Annotated in this window: 19 protein-coding genes, 5 tRNA genes and 3 rRNA genes; 24 read left to right on the top strand and 3 right to left on the bottom strand. The window is 46.4% G+C overall.

Annotated features, from left to right (window positions below; translation table 11 throughout):
• From C1S73_RS27740 to C1S73_RS27705, 8 genes are all read left to right on the top strand, one after another.
• Window positions 1-1546, top strand: a 16S ribosomal RNA gene (locus tag C1S73_RS27740).
• A 126-nt stretch (window positions 1547-1672) separates the two neighbouring features.
• Window positions 1673-1748: transfer RNA gene (locus C1S73_RS27735), tRNA-Glu, on the top strand.
• A gap of 2 nt (window positions 1749-1750) precedes the next feature.
• Window positions 1751-1826 (top strand) — tRNA-Lys (locus tag C1S73_RS27730).
• Between the two features lie 9 nt (window positions 1827-1835).
• Window positions 1836-1911, top strand: a tRNA-Ala gene (locus C1S73_RS27725).
• 35 nt (window positions 1912-1946) lie between these two features.
• Window positions 1947-2022 (top strand) — tRNA-Val (locus C1S73_RS27720).
• Window positions 2023-2349: 327 nt separating this feature from the next.
• A 23S ribosomal RNA gene (locus tag C1S73_RS27715) occupies window positions 2350-5240 on the top strand.
• Window positions 5241-5330: 90 nt separating this feature from the next.
• Window positions 5331-5447, top strand: a 5S ribosomal RNA gene (gene rrf / locus C1S73_RS27710).
• Together the 16S, 23S and 5S rRNA genes with 5 tRNA genes alongside form the textbook arrangement of a ribosomal RNA operon.
• Before the next feature lie 90 nt (window positions 5448-5537).
• A tRNA-Ser gene (locus C1S73_RS27705) sits at window positions 5538-5628 on the top strand.
• Window positions 5629-5977: 349 nt separating this feature from the next.
• Here the strand turns inward: C1S73_RS27705 and C1S73_RS27700 are convergent.
• Window positions 5978-6334, bottom strand: coding sequence for a YibL family ribosome-associated protein (locus C1S73_RS27700; RefSeq protein WP_038868502.1), 357 nt, complete (start codon window positions 6332-6334; stop codon window positions 5978-5980).
• Between the two features lie 85 nt (window positions 6335-6419).
• Complete coding sequence (locus C1S73_RS27695) at window positions 6420-7415, bottom strand: 2-hydroxyacid dehydrogenase (protein ID WP_038868503.1); 996 nt, start codon at window positions 7413-7415, stop codon at window positions 6420-6422.
• A gap of 176 nt (window positions 7416-7591) precedes the next feature.
• Here C1S73_RS27695 and C1S73_RS27690 point away from each other — a divergent pair, with 176 nt between their 5' ends.
• Window positions 7592-8074, top strand: a complete 483-nt coding sequence (locus C1S73_RS27690) for a L,D-transpeptidase family protein (RefSeq protein WP_038868568.1) — start codon at window positions 7592-7594, stop codon at window positions 8072-8074.
• Between the two features lie 29 nt (window positions 8075-8103).
• Here C1S73_RS27690 and C1S73_RS27685 read toward each other — a convergent pair whose 3' ends face one another.
• Window positions 8104-8811 carry a glycerophosphodiester phosphodiesterase family protein gene (locus C1S73_RS27685; RefSeq protein ID WP_038868504.1) on the bottom strand — a complete coding sequence of 236 codons (708 nt, stop codon included), beginning with the start codon at window positions 8809-8811 and terminating at the stop codon, window positions 8104-8106.
• 287 nt (window positions 8812-9098) lie between these two features.
• On the opposite strand from C1S73_RS27685, the gene C1S73_RS27680 reads away from it, so the two are divergent.
• The 15 genes from C1S73_RS27680 (at window position 9099) to C1S73_RS27610 (ending at window position 22513) form a co-directional block, all read left to right on the top strand.
• Window positions 9099-9764, top strand: a complete 666-nt coding sequence (locus C1S73_RS27680; RefSeq protein WP_038868505.1) for a response regulator transcription factor — start codon at window positions 9099-9101, stop codon at window positions 9762-9764.
• On the top strand, window positions 9764-11137 hold the full coding sequence (locus C1S73_RS27675) for a sensor histidine kinase (protein ID WP_038868506.1): 1374 nt from the start codon (window positions 9764-9766) through the stop codon (window positions 11135-11137). Before C1S73_RS27680 ends, C1S73_RS27675 begins: the two co-directional genes overlap by 1 nt.
• A 206-nt stretch (window positions 11138-11343) precedes the next feature.
• Window positions 11344-13434 carry a TonB-dependent siderophore receptor gene (locus C1S73_RS27670; RefSeq protein ID WP_038868569.1) on the top strand — a complete coding sequence of 697 codons (2091 nt, stop codon included), beginning with the start codon at window positions 11344-11346 and terminating at the stop codon, window positions 13432-13434.
• Window positions 13435-13509: 75 nt separating this feature from the next.
• Entirely contained in the window at window positions 13510-14277 is a 768-nt protein-coding gene (locus tag C1S73_RS27665; protein WP_038868508.1) for a DUF3450 domain-containing protein, read from the top strand.
• Entirely contained in the window at window positions 14278-15645 is a 1368-nt protein-coding gene (locus tag C1S73_RS27660; protein WP_038868509.1) for a MotA/TolQ/ExbB proton channel family protein, read from the top strand.
• The gene (locus C1S73_RS27655) at window positions 15645-16199 is read left to right on the top strand and encodes a MotA/TolQ/ExbB proton channel family protein (protein WP_009705136.1); all 555 of its coding nucleotides are present in this window, start codon (window positions 15645-15647) and stop codon (window positions 16197-16199) included. The genes C1S73_RS27660 and C1S73_RS27655 overlap by 1 nt, the downstream gene beginning before the upstream one ends.
• Window positions 16196-16600 carry an ExbD/TolR family protein gene (locus C1S73_RS27650; protein ID WP_005438299.1) on the top strand — a complete coding sequence of 135 codons (405 nt, stop codon included), beginning with the start codon at window positions 16196-16198 and terminating at the stop codon, window positions 16598-16600. Before C1S73_RS27655 ends, C1S73_RS27650 begins: the two co-directional genes overlap by 4 nt.
• A complete protein-coding gene (locus C1S73_RS27645; protein ID WP_038868510.1) occupies window positions 16600-17220 on the top strand; it encodes an energy transducer TonB in 621 nt (206 codons plus the stop codon). The genes C1S73_RS27650 and C1S73_RS27645 overlap by 1 nt, the downstream gene beginning before the upstream one ends.
• Window positions 17217-18389, top strand: a complete 1173-nt coding sequence (locus C1S73_RS27640; RefSeq protein ID WP_038868511.1) for a tetratricopeptide repeat protein — start codon at window positions 17217-17219, stop codon at window positions 18387-18389. Before C1S73_RS27645 ends, C1S73_RS27640 begins: the two co-directional genes overlap by 4 nt.
• 173 nt (window positions 18390-18562) lie before the next feature.
• Window positions 18563-19420: a CPBP family intramembrane glutamic endopeptidase gene (locus C1S73_RS27635; protein ID WP_038868513.1), complete on the top strand. Its 858-nt coding sequence runs from the start codon at window positions 18563-18565 to the stop codon at window positions 19418-19420.
• A 137-nt stretch (window positions 19421-19557) separates the two neighbouring features.
• Window positions 19558-20187 carry a PepSY-associated TM helix domain-containing protein gene (locus tag C1S73_RS27630; protein WP_038868514.1) on the top strand — a complete coding sequence of 210 codons (630 nt, stop codon included), beginning with the start codon at window positions 19558-19560 and terminating at the stop codon, window positions 20185-20187.
• 23 nt (window positions 20188-20210) lie between these two features.
• On the top strand, window positions 20211-20750 hold the full coding sequence (locus C1S73_RS27625) for a DUF2271 domain-containing protein (RefSeq protein WP_038868515.1): 540 nt from the start codon (window positions 20211-20213) through the stop codon (window positions 20748-20750).
• A 16-nt stretch (window positions 20751-20766) separates the two neighbouring features.
• Window positions 20767-21597: a DUF4198 domain-containing protein gene (locus C1S73_RS27620; RefSeq protein ID WP_038868516.1), complete on the top strand. Its 831-nt coding sequence runs from the start codon at window positions 20767-20769 to the stop codon at window positions 21595-21597.
• Between the two features lie 44 nt (window positions 21598-21641).
• Window positions 21642-21962 carry a hypothetical protein gene (locus C1S73_RS27615; RefSeq protein WP_005438283.1) on the top strand — a complete coding sequence of 107 codons (321 nt, stop codon included), beginning with the start codon at window positions 21642-21644 and terminating at the stop codon, window positions 21960-21962.
• On the top strand, window positions 21959-22513 hold the full coding sequence (locus C1S73_RS27610; RefSeq protein ID WP_038868517.1) for a DUF6162 family protein: 555 nt from the start codon (window positions 21959-21961) through the stop codon (window positions 22511-22513). Before C1S73_RS27615 ends, C1S73_RS27610 begins: the two co-directional genes overlap by 4 nt.
• Window positions 22514-22531: the final 18 nt, after the last annotated feature.

Genomic DNA, 22531 nt, shown 5'->3' with positions numbered 1-22531 from the left:
AGAGTTTGATCATGGCTCAGATTGAACGCTGGCGGCAGGCCTAACACATGCAAGTCGAGCGGAAACGACTTAACTGAACCTTCGGGGAACGTTAAGGGCGTCGAGCGGCGGACGGGTGAGTAATGCCTAGGAAATTGCCCTGATGTGGGGGATAACCATTGGAAACGATGGCTAATACCGCATAATGCCTACGGGCCAAAGAGGGGGACCTTCGGGCCTCTCGCGTCAGGATATGCCTAGGTGGGATTAGCTAGTTGGTGAGGTAATGGCTCACCAAGGCGACGATCCCTAGCTGGTCTGAGAGGATGATCAGCCACACTGGAACTGAGACACGGTCCAGACTCCTACGGGAGGCAGCAGTGGGGAATATTGCACAATGGGCGCAAGCCTGATGCAGCCATGCCGCGTGTGTGAAGAAGGCCTTCGGGTTGTAAAGCACTTTCAGTCGTGAGGAAGGTGGTAGTGTTAATAGCACTATCATTTGACGTTAGCGACAGAAGAAGCACCGGCTAACTCCGTGCCAGCAGCCGCGGTAATACGGAGGGTGCGAGCGTTAATCGGAATTACTGGGCGTAAAGCGCATGCAGGTGGTTTGTTAAGTCAGATGTGAAAGCCCGGGGCTCAACCTCGGAATAGCATTTGAAACTGGCAGACTAGAGTACTGTAGAGGGGGGTAGAATTTCAGGTGTAGCGGTGAAATGCGTAGAGATCTGAAGGAATACCGGTGGCGAAGGCGGCCCCCTGGACAGATACTGACACTCAGATGCGAAAGCGTGGGGAGCAAACAGGATTAGATACCCTGGTAGTCCACGCCGTAAACGATGTCTACTTGGAGGTTGTGGCCTTGAGCCGTGGCTTTCGGAGCTAACGCGTTAAGTAGACCGCCTGGGGAGTACGGTCGCAAGATTAAAACTCAAATGAATTGACGGGGGCCCGCACAAGCGGTGGAGCATGTGGTTTAATTCGATGCAACGCGAAGAACCTTACCTACTCTTGACATCCAGAGAACTTTCCAGAGATGGATTGGTGCCTTCGGGAACTCTGAGACAGGTGCTGCATGGCTGTCGTCAGCTCGTGTTGTGAAATGTTGGGTTAAGTCCCGCAACGAGCGCAACCCTTATCCTTGTTTGCCAGCGAGTAATGTCGGGAACTCCAGGGAGACTGCCGGTGATAAACCGGAGGAAGGTGGGGACGACGTCAAGTCATCATGGCCCTTACGAGTAGGGCTACACACGTGCTACAATGGCGCATACAGAGGGCAGCAAGCTAGCGATAGTGAGCGAATCCCAAAAAGTGCGTCGTAGTCCGGATTGGAGTCTGCAACTCGACTCCATGAAGTCGGAATCGCTAGTAATCGTGGATCAGAATGCCACGGTGAATACGTTCCCGGGCCTTGTACACACCGCCCGTCACACCATGGGAGTGGGCTGCAAAAGAAGTAGGTAGTTTAACCTTCGGGAGGACGCTTACCACTTTGTGGTTCATGACTGGGGTGAAGTCGTAACAAGGTAGCGCTAGGGGAACCTGGCGCTGGATCACCTCCTTATACGATACGGATAGTTTGCTTTCACTTTTAAAAAGTGAAGACAAATGAGTCACGATGAGTGTCCACACAGATTGATACGGTTTATAAAGTAAAGAGAGGAAGAGTTCCCAAACTCTTCAATCCAGTGTCCCGTTCGTCTAGAGGCCTAGGACACCGCCCTTTCACGGCGGTAACAGGGGTTCGACTCCCCTACGGGATACCATTGGGTCGTTAGCTCAGTTGGTAGAGCAGTTGACTTTTAATCAATTGGTCGCAGGTTCGAATCCTGCACGACCCACCATTTCTCGATGGGGCTATAGCTCAGCTGGGAGAGCGCCTGCCTTGCACGCAGGAGGTCTGCGGTTCGATCCCGCATAGCTCCACCATTCGAGACGTCTACCACGAGACGTAAAACTAATGTGGGCGATTAGCTCAGTTGGGAGAGCACCTGCCTTACAAGCAGGGGGTCACTGGTTCGAGCCCGGTATCGCCCACCATCTTTAAACATTCTCTCTTGAGAGTTTTTAAAAATGGTTACTTCATAAGAAGTGATTAGCTCTTTAACAATTTGGAAAGCTGACAAAGTAATCTTTAAGATTACTTGTAAAGTTCTCAATGTTTGTCTTTATGACAAACACCAACTGTTTGTTTTCATTTTTCAAAAATGAAATTAAACGAGCACATTCAAGTGTTCTTGGGAATATCACTTTTAAGTGATTATTCGAAATTGAGTCCGGCAAAATCGAAATGTCTCTCGCTCATTCAAATAATGAGAGACAACTTTGGTGATTTGATTATCAACTCGAAACTCCTTCGGGTTGTATGGTTAAGTGACTAAGCGTACACGGTGGATGCCTTGGCAGTCAGAGGCGATGAAGGACGTATTAACTTGCGATAAGCCCAGATTAGGTAGTAAAAACCACTTGAGTCTGGGATTTCCGAATGGGGAAACCCACTAGCATAAGCTAGTATCGCTGCGTGAATACATAGCGCAGCGAGGCGAACCGGGGGAACTGAAACATCTAAGTACCCCGAGGAAAAGAAATCAACCGAGATTCCGAAAGTAGCGGCGAGCGAAATTGGACTAGCCCTTAAGCTTTATATGCGTTAGACGAACGGTCTGGAAAGTCCGGCAATAAAGGGTGATAGCCCCGTAGTTGACAACGCACATTCAGTGAAATCGAGTAGGGCGGGACACGTGATATCCTGTCTGAATATGGGGGGACCATCCTCCAAGGCTAAATACTACTGACTGACCGATAGTGAACCAGTACCGTGAGGGAAAGGCGAAAAGAACCCCTGTGAGGGGAGTGAAATAGAACCTGAAACCGTGTACGTACAAGCAGTAGGAGCACCTTCGTGGTGTGACTGCGTACCTTTTGTATAATGGGTCAGCGACTTATATTCAGTGGCAAGGTTAACCATCTAGGGGAGCCGTAGCGAAAGCGAGTGTTAACTGCGCGACTTAGTCGCTGGATATAGACCCGAAACCAGGTGATCTAGCCATGGGCAGGTTGAAGATTGAGTAACATCAATTGGAGGACCGAACCGACTAATGTTGAAAAATTAGCGGATGACTTGTGGCTAGGGGTGAAAGGCCAATCAAACCTGGAGATAGCTGGTTCTCCCCGAAAGCTATTTAGGTAGCGCCTCGGACGAATACTACTGGGGGTAGAGCACTGTTAAGGCTAGGGGGTCATCCCGACTTACCAACCCTTTGCAAACTCCGAATACCAGTAAGTACTATCCGGGAGACACACGGCGGGTGCTAACGTCCGTCGTGGAGAGGGAAACAACCCAGACCGCCAGCTAAGGTCCCAAATTATTACTAAGTGGGAAACGATGTGGGAAGGCTCAGACAGCCAGGATGTTGGCTTAGAAGCAGCCATCATTTAAAGAAAGCGTAATAGCTCACTGGTCGAGTCGGCCTGCGCGGAAGATGTAACGGGGCTAAGTAATAAACCGAAGCTGCGGCAATGAAGTTTACTTCATTGGGTAGGGGAGCGTTCTGTAAGCCGTTGAAGGTGTGTTGTAAAGCATGCTGGAGGTATCAGAAGTGCGAATGCTGACATGAGTAACGATAAAGGGGGTGAAAAACCTCCTCGCCGGAAGACCAAGGGTTCCTGTCCAACGTTAATCGGGGCAGGGTAAGTCGACCCCTAAGGCGAGGCCGAAAGGCGTAGTCGATGGGAAACGGGTTAATATTCCCGTACTTCTTACAATTGCGATGGGGGGACGGAGAAGGCTAGGTGGGCCTGGCGACGGTTGTCCAGGTTCAAGTGCGTAGGCTGAAGAGTTAGGTAAATCCGGCTCTTCTTAAGGCTGAGACACGACGTCGAGCTACTACGGTAGTGAAGTCATTGATGCCATGCTTCCAGGAAAAGCCTCTAAGCTTCAGATTGTAAGGAATCGTACCCCAAACCGACACAGGTGGTCGGGTAGAGAATACCAAGGCGCTTGAGAGAACTCGGGTGAAGGAACTAGGCAAAATGGTACCGTAACTTCGGGAGAAGGTACGCTCTTGATGGTGAAGTCCCTTGCGGATGGAGCTGACGAGAGTCGCAGATACCAGGTGGCTGCAACTGTTTATTAAAAACACAGCACTGTGCAAAATCGTAAGATGACGTATACGGTGTGACGCCTGCCCGGTGCCGGAAGGTTAATTGATGGGGTTAGACTTCGGTCGAAGCTCTTGATCGAAGCCCCGGTAAACGGCGGCCGTAACTATAACGGTCCTAAGGTAGCGAAATTCCTTGTCGGGTAAGTTCCGACCTGCACGAATGGCGTAATGATGGCCACGCTGTCTCCACCCGAGACTCAGTGAAATTGAAATCGCTGTGAAGATGCAGTGTACCCGCGGCTAGACGGAAAGACCCCGTGAACCTTTACTACAGCTTGGCACTGAACATTGACCCTACATGTGTAGGATAGGTGGGAGGCTTTGAAGCACAGTCGCTAGATTGTGTGGAGCCGTCCTTGAAATACCACCCTTGTAGTGTTGATGTTCTAACGTCGACCCCTTATCGGGGTTGCGGACAGTGCCTGGTGGGTAGTTTGACTGGGGCGGTCTCCTCCCAAAGAGTAACGGAGGAGCACGAAGGTGGGCTAATCACGGTTGGACATCGTGAGGTTAGTGCAATGGCATAAGCCCGCTTGACTGCGAGAATGACAATTCGAGCAGGTGCGAAAGCAGGTCATAGTGATCCGGTGGTTCTGTATGGAAGGGCCATCGCTCAACGGATAAAAGGTACTCCGGGGATAACAGGCTGATACCGCCCAAGAGTTCATATCGACGGCGGTGTTTGGCACCTCGATGTCGGCTCATCACATCCTGGGGCTGAAGTCGGTCCCAAGGGTATGGCTGTTCGCCATTTAAAGTGGTACGCGAGCTGGGTTTAGAACGTCGTGAGACAGTTCGGTCCCTATCTGCCGTGGGCGTTGGAAGATTGAAGGGGGCTGCTCCTAGTACGAGAGGACCGGAGTGGACGAACCTCTGGTGTTCGGGTTGTGTCGCCAGACGCATTGCCCGGTAGCTAAGTTCGGAATCGATAACCGCTGAAAGCATCTAAGCGGGAAGCGAGCCCTGAGATGAGTCTTCCCTGATACTTTAAGTATCCTAAAGGGTTGTTCGAGACTAGAACGTTGATAGGCAGGGTGTGTAAGCGTTGTGAGGCGTTGAGCTAACCTGTACTAATTGCCCGTGAGGCTTAACCATACAACACCCAAGGGGTTTTGATGGACTCAATGCAAGAACGATTGAATGTGTAGTAGAACTTAAAATCAGTTTTCCGAATTAAAGAATTTGCTTGGCGACCATAGCGATTTGGACCCACCTGACTTCCATTCCGAACTCAGAAGTGAAACGAATTAGCGCCGATGGTAGTGTGGGGTTTCCCCATGTGAGAGTAGGACATCGCCAGGCTTGCTTACTGTTTTTAGATTTTAAAAAATCTAAAGGCAAAACTGAGATTTAGCATTATTTAAGTAAGACTAAGTTTTAGTAACAATTTGTGGAGAGATGGCTGAGTGGTTGAAAGCACCGGTCTTGAAAACCGGCGTACGTTAATAGCGTACCTAGGGTTCAAATCCCTATCTCTCCGCCACTATTAAGAAGCCTCGCTAGAAATAGCGAGGCTTTTTTCATTTTCTGATGTTTGAGAATTAGACGGGGTTTGCATTAAGTTCCAGTTAGTCACAACCCTAGGCTAGGCATTCCCGAGCTAGGCCACTACATAGAAAGCCCGCTGAAAAATCAGCGGGCTTTCGTCGTTTTTAGCATTCGAAAGTGGTCTAAGGTTCTATCTTTTATTAGTTTGAAAACTTAGCAGGTCGCGCTGTCACCCAGTTTCTACAATGGCGATAATCCTAAGCTTAACTTGTTGAATTTGAGATACAAAAAAGCCCAAGCGTTCTGCTTGGGCTTTTTATATTTAACGGCTTAGATAGAGTTAATTAAAACTCTTTTGGTGCGAAGCCTGTCATTGCATCTAGGCGAAGTTCTTTACCAACTTTAGTCAGTGGATGAACGATAACTAGACCTTTCACACGCTTCTTAAGTTTGCCGATATCCGCTTGTTCTGCTTTTGTAATTTCACGAGAGAATGGCATATCAAGCAGGCTCTTACGCTCTTTGTTTAGCTCGTATGTTTGCTTGTGCTTAAGTTGATTCAGCTTCTTCGTTAAGTCATCAACTTCATTCGTGAATTTAGTAATCATTTCGTGATCACCACGAGAACGCGCCGCATCAAGTTTACGTTGGCAAGTATCTAAACGGTTGTGCAGCTTTTGAATGTCAGTTTTAATGCTCATGGTAATTAGACTCAAATTTTTTATGGTCGAGGAGTATAGCATAGCTGAAATTCAACGCTCTACTATACTGCTCGATATCCCCACTTTACTTGATCAATTCATTGCCTGAAGCCTGCTCTGAAAAGAACGCTTCGACGTTATTTAGCGTAACAGAGGCGATGTTGTTTAGAGCCTCATGGGTCAAGAAGGCCTGATGCCCAGTAAATAGCACATTGTGGCAAGCTGATAAGCGGCGGAATACGTCATCTACGATGACATCGTTCGATTTATCTTGGAAGAACAGGTCTTTTTCGTTGTCATAAACATCTAAGCCGAGCGCGCCAATTTTGCCTTGTTTAAGCGCTTCAATGGCAGCTACAGAATCAAGTAACTCACCACGACTGGTATTGATGATCATGACACCGTCTTTCATTTGAACGAAGGCTTTTTCATTCAATAGGTGGTAGTTTTCTTCACTCATTGGACAGTGCAGAGAAATGACGTCAGCGTTAGCATAGATCTCTTCAAGAGAGCAGTAACGCGCGCCCATCTCCAACGCAAGAGGGTTTTCATATGGGTCATAACATAAGACTTCCATCCCCAGCCCTTTAAAGATGCGCATGGTGGCGATACCTATCTTACCTGTCCCTACGACACCAACAGTCTTGCTATAAAAGTTAAAGCCGACTAGACCTTCTAGGTTGAAGTTTGCGTCACGGGTACGCTGGTAAGCTTTATGCAAGCGTCGATTCAGACACATCATCATACCGACAGTGTGTTCCGCCACGGCTTCTGGTGAATAAGCAGGAACGCGGACAACTTGTAGGCCAAGTTCTTTCGCCGCTTCCAAATCAACCTTGTCGAAACCTGCACAACGCATCGCGATCAGTTTCGTGCCGCCAATGGAAAGTTGTTTTAGAACTGGAGCAGACAGGTCATCGTTTACGAAGGCGCAAACAACCTCGCAACCCTGTGCCATTTTTGCAGTTTTAGACGTTAATCTAAAATCATGATAGTGGAATTCGAAGTCCCGGTTGTTTTTGATTTTGTTGAAAGAGGCTTCGTCATAGGATTTTGCACTGAAAAAAGCAATGTTGAGCATAATACCCTCTCTATTTGTGCTGAATTTGTAAAGTAATCTCCTTATAAAGTAAGCCAATTTTAGTGTAATGAGTAGTTAAATTTGCACACATTAAGTTTGCTTTAGTGTGACCATCTGACTAGCATGGTGGCTCTTTTTTGTGTTCCCCTTAAGTGGATGAGTTAGGCGTTCTGGCGATGTCAGTAAAATGGTTGTCTTTGATCTTGTGTTGTACGTTTATGTCCGGTGCTCACGCAGCGGTCGATTTGGTAAAAGTTGATAAGTCGAAGCGTAGGATGTACCTGATGGAGAATGGCGAGGTCGTTAAAGAGTATCGCATCGCATTGGGTGCTAATCCAAAAGGACACAAGCAAGAAGAGGGTGACAATAGAACTCCAGAAGGTGATTACACGTTAGATTACGTGATCAACGATTCTGCTTTCTACCGTTCTGTGCATATCAGTTATCCTGATGCGATTGATCGTTTGGAAGCGCATCGTCGCGGTGTCGCACCTGGAGGGGCAATTAAAATTCACGGTCTTAAAAATGGTGAGACTCAATCACCTCAATTTATTCAAAGCTTCGATTGGACTAACGGTTGCATTGCCATTACTAACGAAGAAATGGACGAATTTATCAAGCTAGTCAAAATGGGAACCCCAATTACTATTGAATGGTAATGGAGTTCCTAATATCGACATCTCAGCTACTACATAAAACGACTTGGATGGTCACTAAAGATGCCATCCAACATTGGCAGGTGTTTTAGTTTTTTGGGATTGTTCACTGTGTAACACATCACCTTGTAGCCTGCTTTTTGTAGCTTATTGATTTGGCGTGAGCGAACCCAGTTAATATTGAGGTTACAGCTGTAGGCATCTACTTCTTCGAGCAATAATCGGTCTTTTCGACTAAGGAATTCACTTAGCACACCTAGTCTATAACCCTCACAATGCTTGTGCAGTGCTCTAATTACGTCATGACTAAAGCTTGATAAAAGGATGCGTTCTTTTGGTAAAGGACCGTCTAGAAGAGTTTTAGCCGCCATTTGAGCAACGTCATTGGCAGAGTGATGATCTACTTTAACCTCGATGTTAAGATTTAGGTCATTTTCTGCAGCAAGCTCTAGGAGCTCAGATAGTGTCATGATGGATTCATTGGCGAATTCATCGCCGAACCAACGACCAAAATCTAACGCTTTGAGCTCAGATAATGTCATTTGGTCAACTCGACCTTTACCGTTACTACAGCGGTTCACGGTATGATCATGGCAAACTACCAGTACATTGTCTTTGGTCGGTTGTACGTCGACTTCAACCCAATTTAACCCTAAATCGATCGCAGCTTGAACGCTGACTTTCGTATTTTCGGGGAACTTACCTGCCACACCTCGGTGGCCAATCAATAGCGTTGTCATATACGTCTATGCTCAATAAGAAACTGCACAGAATTGTACTCTTTTTTATGGAAAATAGAGTGCGAGTTTTGCTTCTTGTGGTATCCAATAATTATCGATGCATATTAAAGAAAGGTATTTCATCTATAAACAGCGGCGATGAGAACATAACTAATTGGTTTGTTTAGCCCTTTTTGATAAGGGCTTTTTTTGTATTTTTTATGTTCAAAAACCCTAAAAACTATAGTTGTTTAATCTGCAAATGAGTAATAGAATGCGAACCATTTTTATTTAACTGGTAGTGGATGATGTCACGAATTTTGGTCGTAGATGACGATGTTCCGTTGTGTGAACTATTGGAAGCCGTGTTACAAGAAGAAGGGTATACGGTCTCGTCAGTTCACTGTGGTGAAAGCGCGTTACAGTACATGGAAAAAACGCCTGTTGACCTCGTCTTACTCGATGTGATGTTACCTAACCTCAGTGGTATGCAGGTGGCTCGCCGTATTTGCCAACGATTCGCTACCCCTATACTGATGTTGACAGCATTAAACGATGAGAACTCGATGCTTGATGGCTACCAAGCTGGCGCTGACCAATACATCGGTAAGCCATTCAACGTCCCCGAACTGCTTATGCGTATTAAGGCGATTCTTCGTCGTGTTGGCTTAGAGCGTCAACGACAGGCTATGTGTTGTACTGTACAGAGCATGAGTGACCATCTCAACAGCCTTCCTTTGACTGGTACAGAGGCTGAACTATTGTGCTACCTAGTAAAAAACCAAGGCGTGGTAATCTCTAAGGCGGAACTGCAGACCAAAGTTCTAAAGAAAGAGTTGAGTCCTTTTGACCGTAACCTCGATATGCATATCAGTAATATTCGTCGCAAGTTAGTTGAAGCGGGCTTATCCAAACAGCACATCAAAACGTTTCGTGGTAAGGGTTATAGCTACTTAGAGGCTGTGACTGGCTAATGCGATTTGTGTGTCCATCCTACTTTGTGAAACGAAGAGACAGCCTCGCATTTCAGCTTTTTAGTTACATGACGGCTATCGTCATTAGCATCTTGGCTGTTCAAGCGGTTGCCGAACAAGCCCTAGTCAAAGCCATGCTAAAGGTACCTGCTAGTGTAAAGACTGAAATGTTGGACTTAGCGCATCAAGCTAACGTGTTGATCGAAGAAGGTGACATGGACGAGCTGGCCGATTGGGCAAATGCACAGCACTTTTACTTGTTTGTACTCGACGAAAATCAGCGCCCTCTTACACACCGTTTGATGCACCCTCACTTTGAATTCAAGTTGAAATTTAAGCGACGTTTGGACGAACAACTAGAAGGCCGAGTAAGTCGTCCGATATTCAATATTCCTCTTGTCGGAAACAACAGCCTAGTGATTCAGTTGCCTCATCGTTTGCACCCGGCTCATGATTTCATCCTTTATTTCTCTGTATTAAAGGTTGTGATTGCGGCGGTCATCTTGGCGCTGTTCTCTTTGTTAATGGCACGGAATTTACAACAACCATTGGACCGCTTAAGAGAAGCCAGTAAAAAGCTATCGAATGGTGACTTTAACGTCAGTGTGGTGGATGAGCTTAAGTCGAACACCCGCGAATTCAACGAATTAGCGCAAGACTTCGACCACATGACAAAAGAGATTCATTCTCTTGCTGAAAAGCAGCGTCGCTTGATTCGTGATGTTTCCCATGAGTTACGTACACCATTAGCGCGCCAAAATTTAGTGTTACATCTATTGCGCAAGCGAGTAGGGGAAAATGAACAAACCCTAGTGACGCGTATGGAAGAAGAGGCCAATGAGCTAAATCATCTTATTGGTGAAATCCTGGAATTCAGCCGTTTAGAGAATGCTCGCTACGATACGGAATTAAAACGCAGCGATTTAGAAGTACTATTGGCGCCTCAAGTAGAACGTTGCAAAATCGATTTGCAAATACAGCAAAACCTTACGTTTGTTTCTGAGGCGACAAGAACAAAAGCGCAATGTGACGATACGCTCGTCGTGCGTTGTTTGAATAATTTGATTGGCAATGCCATTAAGTATGCTGGTAAGTCAGCCCAGATTGATGTTTCTCTGGCGAACAAAACAACGGACAAGCACAGCTACTTAGCCGTGACGATAGCCGACAATGGACCCGGCATTCCACAAGATAAACTGACAGATATCTTTGACCCGTTCACACGATTAGATGCTTCCCGAGACAAAAAGTTAGGTGGTTACGGTCTGGGGTTGGCCATTGTAAAAGAATCCATGCGAATGATGGGTGGGAAAGCCGTTGCAAGCAATCGTTCAGAAGGCGGGCTTGTAGTGACATTACTTTTTAGACAGTAAAATTCATGTCAAAAGTGCAGATTTAATGTGATCTAGATCTCGATTGTTGGCGAGTATGACCCTTTACCGCTTTACAAAACTTTACGAATGCAAAGAATGTAAATTTAATGCAAATAGTAATAGTTATCACTTATATTCACTCGCGAAATAACTAAGAGGGAACCACATAGCAGTTATGTGCTACCCAATAATCGGAGTGAATGGGTATGTTTTCTAAGAGCCAATTGGCATTAGTGATCGGTGCGGTGTTAGCAGCACCTGCAGTGGCAGAAGTTCAAAATACGGATGAGCACCTAGTCGTAGAAGGTCGCGAATTCGGTTACAAAGCGGATACGAATACAACAGCAATGCGCATGGAAATGACGCAACTGGAAACTCCAGGACAAGTTGCTGTGATTGATGAAGCGGTAATCGATGAGCAGCGTGCAAGCACGTTAGGTGAAGTTCTACAAAATGACGCAAGTGTTAGTGCGGGCGGTACAAGCCGTAACCGCGAACGTTTCTCGCTACGTGGTTTTGAACTGAGCAGTTCAGACGGCTTCCTACGTGATGGTCGTCAGCATTGGTCACACTACCGTCAACCAATTGAGCTTTTAGAGCGTGTTGAAGTTCTTAAAGGTCCATCAGGTCTACTTTACGGTAAGTCAGAACCAGGTGGTCTTGTGAACATGGTTTCTAAGAAGCCAACAACAGAAACGCAAGCAAGCTTAAGCCAAGATATCGGCTCAAATGATCATTCACGAACTGTACTTGATGTCAGTGGTGCGCTGAATGATGCTGAAACATTACGTGCGCGTGCGATTCTTGCAAAAGAAAGCTACGGCTCATGGCGTAAATACGGTGATGGTACAGAGCCACAAACTGACCGCGTAGTAGGTGGTTTGGTCGTGGAATATGACATCACAGAAAACATCATGGTTTCAGCACACTATGACCGTACGAAAGATGACGGCGGCGTTGATTCCGGTGCTTACATCGTTGATGGCAAAGCCGTTCGTGGTGACAAGTACATCTGGGATGCACAGTGGTCAGAGATTGACAACGATGTTGAAAACTACGGCATCGACATTAATGCACAGGTGACGGACAGCGTTAACGTGAAAGCGGGCTATAACCGTCAAGACTTCAAACGTTTCGACGTAGAGTCTTACCCTAAATTCGATATGTACGAAGAAAACGGTACGATCAAGCATAAGGGTAACGAGCGTTCTGATCACTGGGTATTTGATACTGCTTATGTAGATGTGACGACTGACTTTTCTCTGTTTGGTACAGATAACACTTTCTTAGTCGGTGCAAACTACTTGGATTACAGCTACGACCGTTTTATGGCTTTCCATGATGGCGAGTATGTACCAGCTGGTGAGACGGTTGTGAAGCCAGAGCCAACAAGCTCAAAGAGATGGCCAACAAGCGAATATGATACTTGGGGTATCTACGCACAAAACATGATGACGATTAACGATTATTGGCAAGTACTTGCGGGTGTTCGTTACGATGAAAAACGCAGCGATGAGCTGACAGAAAGTCAGGTGTCACCAAAACTAGGTGTGATTTTCCACCCTGCAAGCAATGGTTCTATTTACGTTCAGTACTCTGAAAGCTTTATGCCTCAAGGTACGGTAAATGGCACAGATTACACCAACGATGGTGAAGAGCTTGATGCAGAACGCGGGATCTCTTATGAGATGGGTACTAAATGGGAACTGTTTGACGAGCGTCTATTGGTCTCTGGTGCTGTGTTCGATATCACGCTAGAAAACATCGCGCTTGATGTTGAAAATGGCGTTAACGCTGGCGGTGACGTTATGTACAAGAAGACTCAAGATGGTGAGCAAGTACACCGCGGTGCAGAAATCCTAGCTCAAGGTTTTGTTACAGAAGAACTTTCGCTAACGGCTTCTGCAATGTACTTAGACGCAGAAATCACAGAAAGTGCGGATTACAAAGGCAACCGTCCAGCGGACGTTCCTGAGTTTTCAGCAAGTGTTTGGTCGAGCTACAAAGTTCAGAACAACACAGATGTGAACCTAGGTCTGATTTATGAAGGTGAGCGCTACGGTGACGCAGCGAACACATTTAAGAAAGATGGGTATGCACGTATTGATATGGGCGTTGCGTACACTCACAAGTATGATGAGAACTTAGATATTGTGGCTCGATTCAATGTAGAAAACTTGTTTGATACTGACTACCTAGCAGGTGGGGGTAGCACCAACAGTAAACAAGAAGGAGCTAGCGGTGTAGTGATAGGCGAGGGCCGAAACTACATGGCGACAATTCAGTTCAAGTACTGATAACAAACTGATTTTTAAAGGGGAAGAGTTGTCTTCCCCTTTAGTCGTTTTTGGAAAACAGAAAATATAACTCGTATGAATCTAATGAAATCAAGTATCGCTCTGTTGATCACATCGGTTTTGATTCCCGTTCAAGCGGAAAATCTTAACGATGCTCAAGCTGTGCAGAGTAAAACTAACCAAGCGTCTGCGGTAAGCCAGAAGCGTATCGATGCAAGTGCTGAGAAGTCTTTGTCACTAGAAGCTGAAATTGAACAGTTGAATGAAGAAGTCAGCAACTTGACGATTTATCGCGACCACCTTTCAAACCTTGTTGATAGCCAAAACGAGGAAGTGGCAAGTTTGAATGAGCAAATTGAACAAATCGCTCAAACTCGTCAAGGTGTGGTCCCGCTTATGTATCACATGCTGGATGGTCTAAAGACTATCGTTGCGAATGATAAGCCGATCCGCAAAGCGCAGCGTGAGGAGCGTATTGCTAAGCTTGATGCCATGATGACTCGAGCAGATGTCGCGGATGCTGAGAAGTTCCGTCGTATTCTAGAAGCGTACCAAATCGAAATGGACTACGGCACTAAGATTGGTATCTACCAAGGCAAGATTACATTGGAAGGTAACGACCAAGTTGAGGCTGATATTCTTTACTTAGGTCGCGTGTCGCTAGTTGCGCGTAGCCTATCTGGTGAACACTTCTGGAGCTGGTCACAACCACAGAACGCATGGCAGTCCGTTGGTTCAGAACAAAAATCTGAACTCGATAAAGCGTTTGCCATGGCAAATAAACAGATCGCACCAAGCATGCTAACTCTGCCAGTGTCTCTAAACGTAGCGGAGGGCAAATAAATGATGAAGAAATGGCTATCGGTTGCATTGATTTCTACTGCTGCGCTTTTACCGCATACGACGTTTGCAAGTGACACTCTGCTGCAAAAAGCACAACAAGAAAATCGCCAACAGCAATCCCATAACGTGGCTCGTGAATCTGGTTTTAACAAGACTCAGCAAGAGCTACAGGCAATGAAGAATAAGCTTGTAGCAGAACGTGCGGCGCTACAAGCAGAAGCTGACACGCTTGGTGTTACTTTTAGTGAAAACGAAGCTGAACTGGCGAAACTAGAAGAAAAACTACGTTTAGAAACAGGTAGCTTGGGTGAGTTGTTTGGTGTTGTTCGTCAAAATGCAAAAGAGCTGGAAGCAGAGCTTAAGCACTCGGTCACTGGTGTAGACGCGAACACTTTCCAACAAAACATCGATGATATCGTAGCGGCGAAATTACTGCCTACTCTGCCTCAGCTTCAAGCGATGTGGCGCAGTATGGAAGAACAAGTTAAAGCCAGTGGTGAGATGGCGAAAGTGTCATTCACTCTGCTTGATGGTGAAGGTCGTGAACAAACGGTCAATGGTGTTCGCCTTGGCTCAATGGCGCTATTGGATGACGCTGGTTACGTTAAGTGGAACGGTCAACGCGGCGATGCAGTGAGCTACCTCCGCCAACCAGAAAATGGACCAACATCAAGCTCGCTGAACTCGGGTGAAATCGATTCTTTAGTGATTGACCCATCACGCGGCATCTTGCTTGAGCAATTGGCAAATTCACCGACAATGACGGATCGCCTGAATGCAGGTGGTGTCGTTGGTCAAATCATTCTTGGATTATTAGCGGTTGGTTTGATCATCGCGTTGGTTCGTGGTGTGTCATTGATGATTGCTCGCCAAAAAATCGCCAAACAGTTAAAGAACCCAACTCAACCAGAAGACAACCCGCTTGGTCGTATCCTTGCGGTATACCAAAAAGACAAACATCGTAGCGTTGAAGCATTAGAGCTTCGCTTATTAGAAGCGGTAGTTGACGAGCAAACTCACCTTGAGAAGGGGTTGTCGATGCTGAAACTGCTTGCTGCTCTAGCACCGATGCTTGGTCTATTAGGTACGGTAACAGGCATGATCGAAACGTTCCAAGTGATCACTCAGTTTGGTAATGGCGATCCAAAAGTCATGGCAGGTGGTATCTCTATGGCGCTAGTTACAACTGTTCTTGGTCTTGTTGCGGCAATGCCATTGCTTCTTGCTCATAACGTCTTGAGCTCTCAAGCAGAGAACATTCGCAATATTCTTGAAAAGCAAGGCATTGGTCTTGTTGCGGAACAAGCTGAGCGCGATATGCCAAAAGGCAAAAACAACCCTAACACGACAGCGGAGAACGCAGCGTAATGGAGCAGATCCTACTCAACACATTGGGTTTGATCAGTGAGGATTGGGCCTCAACCTTGATGAGCTTTATGCAGCAAGGTGGCCAAATCCTATGGTGGCTAGCGGCCGTTGTTGCGGTGTGCTGGCTACTGGTTATGGAGCGTGTACTTTACCTGACAACGGAGTTTCCGAAGGTGAAGAAACAGCTTTGTGAGCAGTGGCTAGCAAGACCTGACCACCACTCTTGGTACGCGCATCAAATCCGCGAAGGATGGATTGCAAAAGCACACATTGAACTGCGCCAAAACCTATCAACCATCAAAGTACTCGTGGCGATTTGCCCGATGTTAGGTTTGCTAGGTACGGTGACTGGCATGATCACGGTTTTTGATGTGATGGCCACACAAGGCAGTAGCAATCCAAAATTGATGGCTTCAGGCATTTCACTTGCAACACTGCCAACCATGGCAGGTATGGTTGCGGCACTTGCAGGCATGTTTGTCCATGCACGTTTGAGCAAAGTGTGTGAGCGTAAAGCCCTCCAGTTAGAACAATCTTTAAGGAGTCAGAAGTGAGACTCGGACGTAGAAATAATCAACAAGATGAAGCCCAGATCGATCTAACATCGATGCTGGATATCGTGTTCATCATGCTAATCTTCTTCATTGTGACCAGTTCATTTGTACGTGAGTCAGGTGTAGAAGTTAACCGACCACAAGCATCGAATGTGGTTAGCCAAAAAGACGCAGGCATTTTTATTGCGGTGACAGCAGCGAACGATGTGTACATCGATAAACGTTTGGTGGATATCGAACGTGTAGAAGCGACCATTGAGCACTTGTTACTTGAGCAACCAGAGGCATCACTTGTCATTCAAGCGGATGAACATGCATACAACGGAACGGTTGTGAAGGTGATGGATGCGGCGAAAGGTGCTGGCGTGAAGAACATCGCATTGGCAGCGGAGAAACCTTAATGGGCAGGCTACTACTCGCGCTACCAGCGTCAATTTTGATTGCGGTGAGCTTGTTTAGCTTTATGGCGTGGATGGTCGATAAAGGCAATCAACGCGCACCTCAACCATCAGAGGCGGTGCGCTTTGACATGGTGATGGTCGAGAATGATGCTGATGTTCAACGTCGTCAACGTTCTGTTCCTGAACAGCCAGAACCACCAAAAGCACCAGAATCGATGGATTTGTCTCAAGCGGAAACCCAAGTAGAGCCGATGAGCCAAGTGACGCCAATTAGCGCATTGGGTTTGAACACTGCACTGGATGGCATTGCGATCAGTGCTCCTAATTTAAAAGGCACGATGGGTAACCAGCAAGCATTACCTCTGTACCGCGTTGATCCTCGTTATCCGAGCAAAGCACTGAAACGTAAAATGGAAGGTTACGTCATCATGCGATTCACGATAGATGCCACGGGTCGCCCAAAAGATATTGAAGTGATTGATGCCAAGCCAAAGCGTATGTTTGAAAAAGAAGCGATTCGAGCGCTTAAGAAATGGAAATATCAACCGAAAGTTGAAGATGGTGTCTCAATTGAGCAGTTCGGACAAACCGCTAAAGTGGAGTTCAAGTTAGCCAAATGATGAAGCAATTCTTAATCGGTGCGGTATTAAGCCTAAGTGCTTTTACCACCGTCGCGAATGAACTGAGTCAATACACGGCGACTCGTGTTCAACGCGCTCATAACCTAGCGCAAGAAGAAAAGCTGCAAGAAGCCATTTCAACTCTTGAAGGCCTTGATTTATCTCGTGGTTACGATCAAGCGTTTGTGGCGCGAATGCTGGGTATTTTCTACTGGCAGAATGAGCAAGTTAAGCCTGCCATCAAACAACTGGAGATCGCTGTGAATAGCGGTCTGTTGAAAGACGAGCAAGCTTGGCAAACACGTAAGATGCTGGCTGATATGTTGCTCAATGAACAACAGTTCTCTAAAGCTTTGCCACATTATTACGACTTGAGTAAATCCGTTCCTGAGAGCCAAAAGGCGCATGAAATTTGGCTGCGTATTGCACAGTCTCATTACCAGTTAAGTCAGTGGAATAAAGTTCTCTCTGCAATGGCTCGTTATGAGAAATATGGCCAGCCAGACGAAATGGCACCACTGTCCATCAAGCTATCTGCAGAGCTAGAGCTGAAAAAGTGGCAGCCTGCGATTGGCACGATCAAACGTTTGATTGCGATCGAGCCTGAGCGTGTGGAATGGTGGCGTCAGCTTGTTGCTCTGTATCTACGTGTGGATGATGATAAGCGTGCTCTTGATGCTTTGGCTCTTGCGAAGCTGAAAGGCGTAGAGTTGAACCAAGATGACCTCAAACTTCTTGCTCAGCTGTATGGCAAGCGCGGTATTCCAGAGCGTGCGGCAAAAGTGCTGGGTGAGTTAAATGAAGTTAACTCAGATAGCAAACTTAAAGCGCAGCAAGCTACGTACTGGCAAATGGCGAAAGAATGGGATAAGTCGATAGCGAGTTGGCGCGTAGCCTCGAAGCTAGATCGCCAATACTATTGGAACTTGTCTCAATTGCTTGTCCAAGAAGGGCACTACAAAGATGCTCTGATTGCATTGGATAAAGTCTCGGGTCGCAAAGCGGATGTGGCATTGGTTAAGACTCGTGCCTACTACAAGCTGAAACGCATTGAAGACGCTCTTGCCAACGCAAAACGCGCCAATGAGATTGAGCCCTCAACTCAAGCTGAGAGTTGGGTGAAATACCTATCTCAGTTACGTAAAGTGAAAGCGAGCCAGAACAGCTAAGTCCATGTGATAATAGAACATGCATCAACGATCGAAAGACCCGGGTTATATCTCGGGTCTTTTTGTTTGTAAATATTGAGTCTGGTTCGATCTCTTTTTAAATATCATAACGTTATATTACCGTTATCCAGCGATAAGACTGGAACGTCAGCTTTTTTTATAAGGATAATACAATGATTCTCGATTCTGACATCTGGCTATGGTGCCCGTTAATTTTGGCGATAGCAGCGGCTTTTCTCCGCCATACTGGAGTCGCACTCGTATTGCTTGGCATCACCTTGTTTGGCGGCTTTATTCTTGGCCGTATTGAGCTTATTGCCTTGGTCAGCTCTTTGTTTGTGCTTGTCGTGTCATACCGAATTCCCAGTCTCGCTTCAAGGCTAAAAGCGCAGCCAAAAATGAAACCCATTTTCTATTTGGGGTGGGGAATCGTGATTGTTTGGTGTGTCTTGTGGTTTGTCCATCTGATCCCGGGATTCAATAATCTGCAAGTGCTCGACAAGGTATCTGCGGGGCCGTTGAGCGCTCCGTTCTCTATGTACCTTAACTTAGACAAGCCGCTTGCCTTCTTTGCGCTCTTATTGGCTTGTCCTATTTTGTTAGGTGGTGAGTCAAAGGTAAGAGTCAAACCGGCATTGCTGGTGATGATTCCTTTGCTCTTATTGCTGCCTATTGCGTCAGTGCTTGGAGCTTTAAGGCCTGAATTGAGTTTGCCATCTTGGTGGTGGTTATTTGCTTTAAACAACTTAGTCCTGACTTGTGTGGCAGAAGAAGCGCTATTTCGTGGATTTATACAGCAGGCGTTATCCCGTCGCTTTGACTGGCGAGTTGGCTTGGTAGTTGCGAGTCTTTTGTTTGGTTTGGCTCATTTTGCTGGTGGTCCACTATTAATGGTATTTGCCGCGCTTGCAGGGGCTGGGTACGGTTTGGTCTTCCATTTTACTGGCCGTTTATGGTGCGCTGTGCTCGCTCACTTCGTGTTTAATTTCTGTCACTTGGTTTTCTTTACTTATCCCATTCTCGCTCGATAACGCCCCCTCTTATTTGCTCCCGTCAGTATCGACGGGAGCAATGCTTTTTGATCAAACGTAAACAATGTAAATTAAATGCCAATACGAATGATTATCACCTAAATTACTCCCTCATTTACTGGTGATGATTGTTTTCTATGTTGTTCAAAAGCAAAGGCGTCCAGACTTGGGCACGCCGTCTGCACGTTTATATTTCTATGGCTCTTTTATTGGTGACGCTGTTTTTTGCGGTAACTGGTATTACGTTGAACCGACCAGAATTGTTTGAGCGCAGTGAACCCATCATTCAGCAACACACACTCACAGTTCCTTCCGAGCAACTATTTGCGAATGAAGGAAGCTTCCAACCCAATCGCTCTGCCCTGTTAAGTTTCTTAACACAAGAAACAGACCTACGAGGCACACCATCAGCACTCGATGTGTATACCGAGGTTGAGGATGGTGAATTGATGATTGGTGAACTCTCTTTAGATTTCAAAGGCCCAGGCTACAACGCCACCGTTTTCGTCGATATGACGACGGGTGAAGCTGAAGTTGAAACCACCAACTACGGCATGGTTGCGCTGCTAAACGACCTACATAAAGGTCGCAACAGTGGTGATACATGGAAATGGTTTATCGACATAACAGCCCTGCTAATGGTGTTTTTTGTGCTGACCGGTGTGTGTTTGCTGCTTCCAAAGAAAAAGACTTTTAGAACATCAATGCAGTGGATGAGTTTTGGGACTGCGTTATCACTCGTTATTTATTTTTTCGCTGTGCCATAACAGCCTATTCAGAGAAAAAACCAATGTTAAACATAGGCCGAATTTTTCGCCGTCACCCGTTTAGTAAAGCCGCATTGATCGCGGCTTTATCTCCTTTGCCGCTTATGGCCGCTCCCTTTCCAGATAATGCCAAAGTCGACTTTGAGTTTGAGTTACCAAAGATTGATACCTCGATGTACGCAAGACCTTATGTCGCAGTATGGATCGAAGATGAAAAGCGTAAGCCAGTCAAAACCATTCAGCTTTGGGTTGGTAAAGATGAGTGGTTGAAAGATCTTCGCAGCTGGTGGCGCAAAGTAGGTCGTTACGACCGCGAATTGGTCGATGCCGTAACGTCAGCCACTCGACCTGCAGGCCAATACCGATTCGTTTGGGATGGCACTAATGATGATGGTCAACGACTCGAGCAGGGCAATTACACCTTACATGTCGAAGTCGTGCGTGAACACGGTGGCCGTAATTACTTACGTCAAAAAATGCAGTTAGCGGACAGTGAAGTACGCTACCAAATAAAACCAACGGAAGAGACGGGTGTCATTACCGTCAATTACCAAATTAAGTGATAGAGAAGGAATAATAATGAAAACCAAGATGAAAGCGGTGGCATTAGCAAGTGTAATGGCAATGGGGCTAGCGGCCGCGACAACAGCACAAGCGCACCCTCGTTGGGTTCTCCCTTCTCACTTTACGGTATCAAAAGAAGGCGGTGATTGGCTAACGTTCGATGTGACAGCGTCTCACGGTACGTTTGTATTCGATAAGCCAGCAGGTAGCGAGCAAGCGTTCGTGATCATGCCAGATGGTCGTTCTGAGCGTCCGAACTTTGTGGTACGCGGTAAGCGCCGTTCGATGTTTGACTTCTACTTCGAAGAAGAAGGCACACACAAAGTGGCTATCAATAACCAACCTAGCTACTACACCCAGTACAAAGCAGGCCGTCGTGACACGGTTAAGTGGGCGAAAGCGAGCAAAGCAGATCGCGCAAGTGTGATTCCTGAAAAGGCACGTGATGTTGTTACCCAACTTAGTTACACACGTGCAGAAAGCTATGTAACGGTTGGTATGCCAACAGAAAAGGCGCTAGAGATTGAAGGTAAGCTGTTGGAAATGAAGCCGATTACGCACCCTTCAGACATTATTGAAGGTGAAGAAGTGATATTCCAATTCTTCTTTAACGGCGAGCCTCAGCAAGGTGTCACGGCGGAAATTACGCGTGAAGGTACTCTGTATCGCAACCATCAAGAGCAAATCGATGTGGTCAGTGACAAGGATGGAAAAATCACCTTCACGCCAGATGTAGCAGGTCGCTACTTAATGAAAGCAAACTACAAGGGTGAGCTGAAAAACGATCCACTTGCGGACAAAGCAAGCATGAACGTTCACCTAACGTTTGAAACTCAACTTAACTAATCAAAATTTGGCTCAGCCTTACGCTGAGCCAATTTGGATGCATCATGAAAAACGTTTCTATTCTCAAAACCTCAGTGTTGGTTGCTGGTTTTATCTCTTCTCAAGCGTTCGCGCACTTTCCATTGATGAGTTGCCATTTAGAGCAAGATAAAGTGATTTGCGAGGCAGGCTATTCAGACGGTTCTACCGCAGTGGACTATGACGTTGAAATGTACGATTACGACGACAACTTGATCGCCAAAGTAACGACAGATAAACGCTCCATTGCTGAGTTCACACATCCTCAAACCGATTTTTATTTGGTTTTCGATGCGGGGCATGAAAACCCAGTAGAAGTGGATATCGTTGAGTTGAAAGAGAAATGATTACCCAGAAGATCAGACCGGATAACGGCAGTCGAGAAGGTAAATGGGTTGCTCTAACCATCGCAGGTATTCTTGCGGTCTCCACGATTTTGCTGCCTCATCATCAGACAGAAACTGAACATACTGACGTGCAGTCTCATCAAGTGCTCATCACTGATCTTGAACAAGAAGAACTTGCGATGATCGCCGAGCTAAAGTTGGCACATGAAGAGATTCGAGATCTTCATCTAGATGCTGGCGAGTGGCCTGACGTCAGCGAATTGGAAGAATTTTGGGTTGCCCCATTTGTGCAAGACCAAAGCTGGCAGCGAAAAGGCTCTCATCAATGGCAACGCTTAGATGCAGGGATTTATCTCGGTGTAAGGCAAGATGAAAAAGGCGCGGCTTCCATGCTTCTCGATAGTCGGAATGAACACGCTGACATTTGGTTTATTCAATCCACAGCAAAGGCGTCTGATTTATCTCTTGCGGAAATAAGCGAACGCCAGAAGCAAGGTTGGCAACAAATAGTTCTTGTCCCTGCTACGTCTTCAAATGCTCACTCCCATTAAGCTCAATTTTAACGATAA

Origin of the sequence: Vibrio jasicida 090810c (assembly GCF_002887615.1) — a bacterium.
Taxonomy (GTDB): domain Bacteria; phylum Pseudomonadota; class Gammaproteobacteria; order Enterobacterales; family Vibrionaceae; genus Vibrio; species Vibrio jasicida.
The sequence above is the reverse complement of the archived record's forward strand: the minus strand, read 5'-3'. Positions and strand labels throughout refer to the sequence as shown.

What these genes read in the sequence shown, in the direction of transcription:
- C1S73_RS27630 (WP_038868514.1), top strand. Translation starts at nt 19,558, where the DNA reads ATGTTGTTCAAAAGCAAAGGCGTCCAGACTTGGGCACGCCGTCTGCAC.
- C1S73_RS27640 (WP_038868511.1), top strand. Translation starts at nt 17,217, where the DNA reads ATGATGAAGCAATTCTTAATCGGTGCGGTATTAAGCCTAAGTGCTTTT.
- C1S73_RS27670 (WP_038868569.1), top strand. Translation starts at nt 11,344, where the DNA reads ATGTTTTCTAAGAGCCAATTGGCATTAGTGATCGGTGCGGTGTTAGCA.
- C1S73_RS27685 (WP_038868504.1), bottom strand. Translation starts at nt 8,811, where the DNA reads ATGACAACGCTATTGATTGGCCACCGAGGTGTGGCAGGTAAGTTCCCC.
- C1S73_RS27610 (WP_038868517.1), top strand. Translation starts at nt 21,959, where the DNA reads ATGATTACCCAGAAGATCAGACCGGATAACGGCAGTCGAGAAGGTAAA.
- C1S73_RS27680 (WP_038868505.1), top strand. Translation starts at nt 9,099, where the DNA reads ATGTCACGAATTTTGGTCGTAGATGACGATGTTCCGTTGTGTGAACTA.
- C1S73_RS27660 (WP_038868509.1), top strand. Translation starts at nt 14,278, where the DNA reads ATGATGAAGAAATGGCTATCGGTTGCATTGATTTCTACTGCTGCGCTT.
- C1S73_RS27665 (WP_038868508.1), top strand. Translation starts at nt 13,510, where the DNA reads ATGAATCTAATGAAATCAAGTATCGCTCTGTTGATCACATCGGTTTTG.
- C1S73_RS27635 (WP_038868513.1), top strand. Translation starts at nt 18,563, where the DNA reads ATGATTCTCGATTCTGACATCTGGCTATGGTGCCCGTTAATTTTGGCG.
- C1S73_RS27690 (WP_038868568.1), top strand. Translation starts at nt 7,592, where the DNA reads ATGTCAGTAAAATGGTTGTCTTTGATCTTGTGTTGTACGTTTATGTCC.
- C1S73_RS27675 (WP_038868506.1), top strand. Translation starts at nt 9,764, where the DNA reads ATGCGATTTGTGTGTCCATCCTACTTTGTGAAACGAAGAGACAGCCTC.
- C1S73_RS27695 (WP_038868503.1), bottom strand. Translation starts at nt 7,415, where the DNA reads ATGCTCAACATTGCTTTTTTCAGTGCAAAATCCTATGACGAAGCCTCT.
- C1S73_RS27620 (WP_038868516.1), top strand. Translation starts at nt 20,767, where the DNA reads ATGAAAACCAAGATGAAAGCGGTGGCATTAGCAAGTGTAATGGCAATG.
- C1S73_RS27625 (WP_038868515.1), top strand. Translation starts at nt 20,211, where the DNA reads ATGTTAAACATAGGCCGAATTTTTCGCCGTCACCCGTTTAGTAAAGCC.
- C1S73_RS27655 (WP_009705136.1), top strand. Translation starts at nt 15,645, where the DNA reads ATGGAGCAGATCCTACTCAACACATTGGGTTTGATCAGTGAGGATTGG.
- C1S73_RS27645 (WP_038868510.1), top strand. Translation starts at nt 16,600, where the DNA reads ATGGGCAGGCTACTACTCGCGCTACCAGCGTCAATTTTGATTGCGGTG.
- C1S73_RS27615 (WP_005438283.1), top strand. Translation starts at nt 21,642, where the DNA reads ATGAAAAACGTTTCTATTCTCAAAACCTCAGTGTTGGTTGCTGGTTTT.
- C1S73_RS27700 (WP_038868502.1), bottom strand. Translation starts at nt 6,334, where the DNA reads ATGAGCATTAAAACTGACATTCAAAAGCTGCACAACCGTTTAGATACT.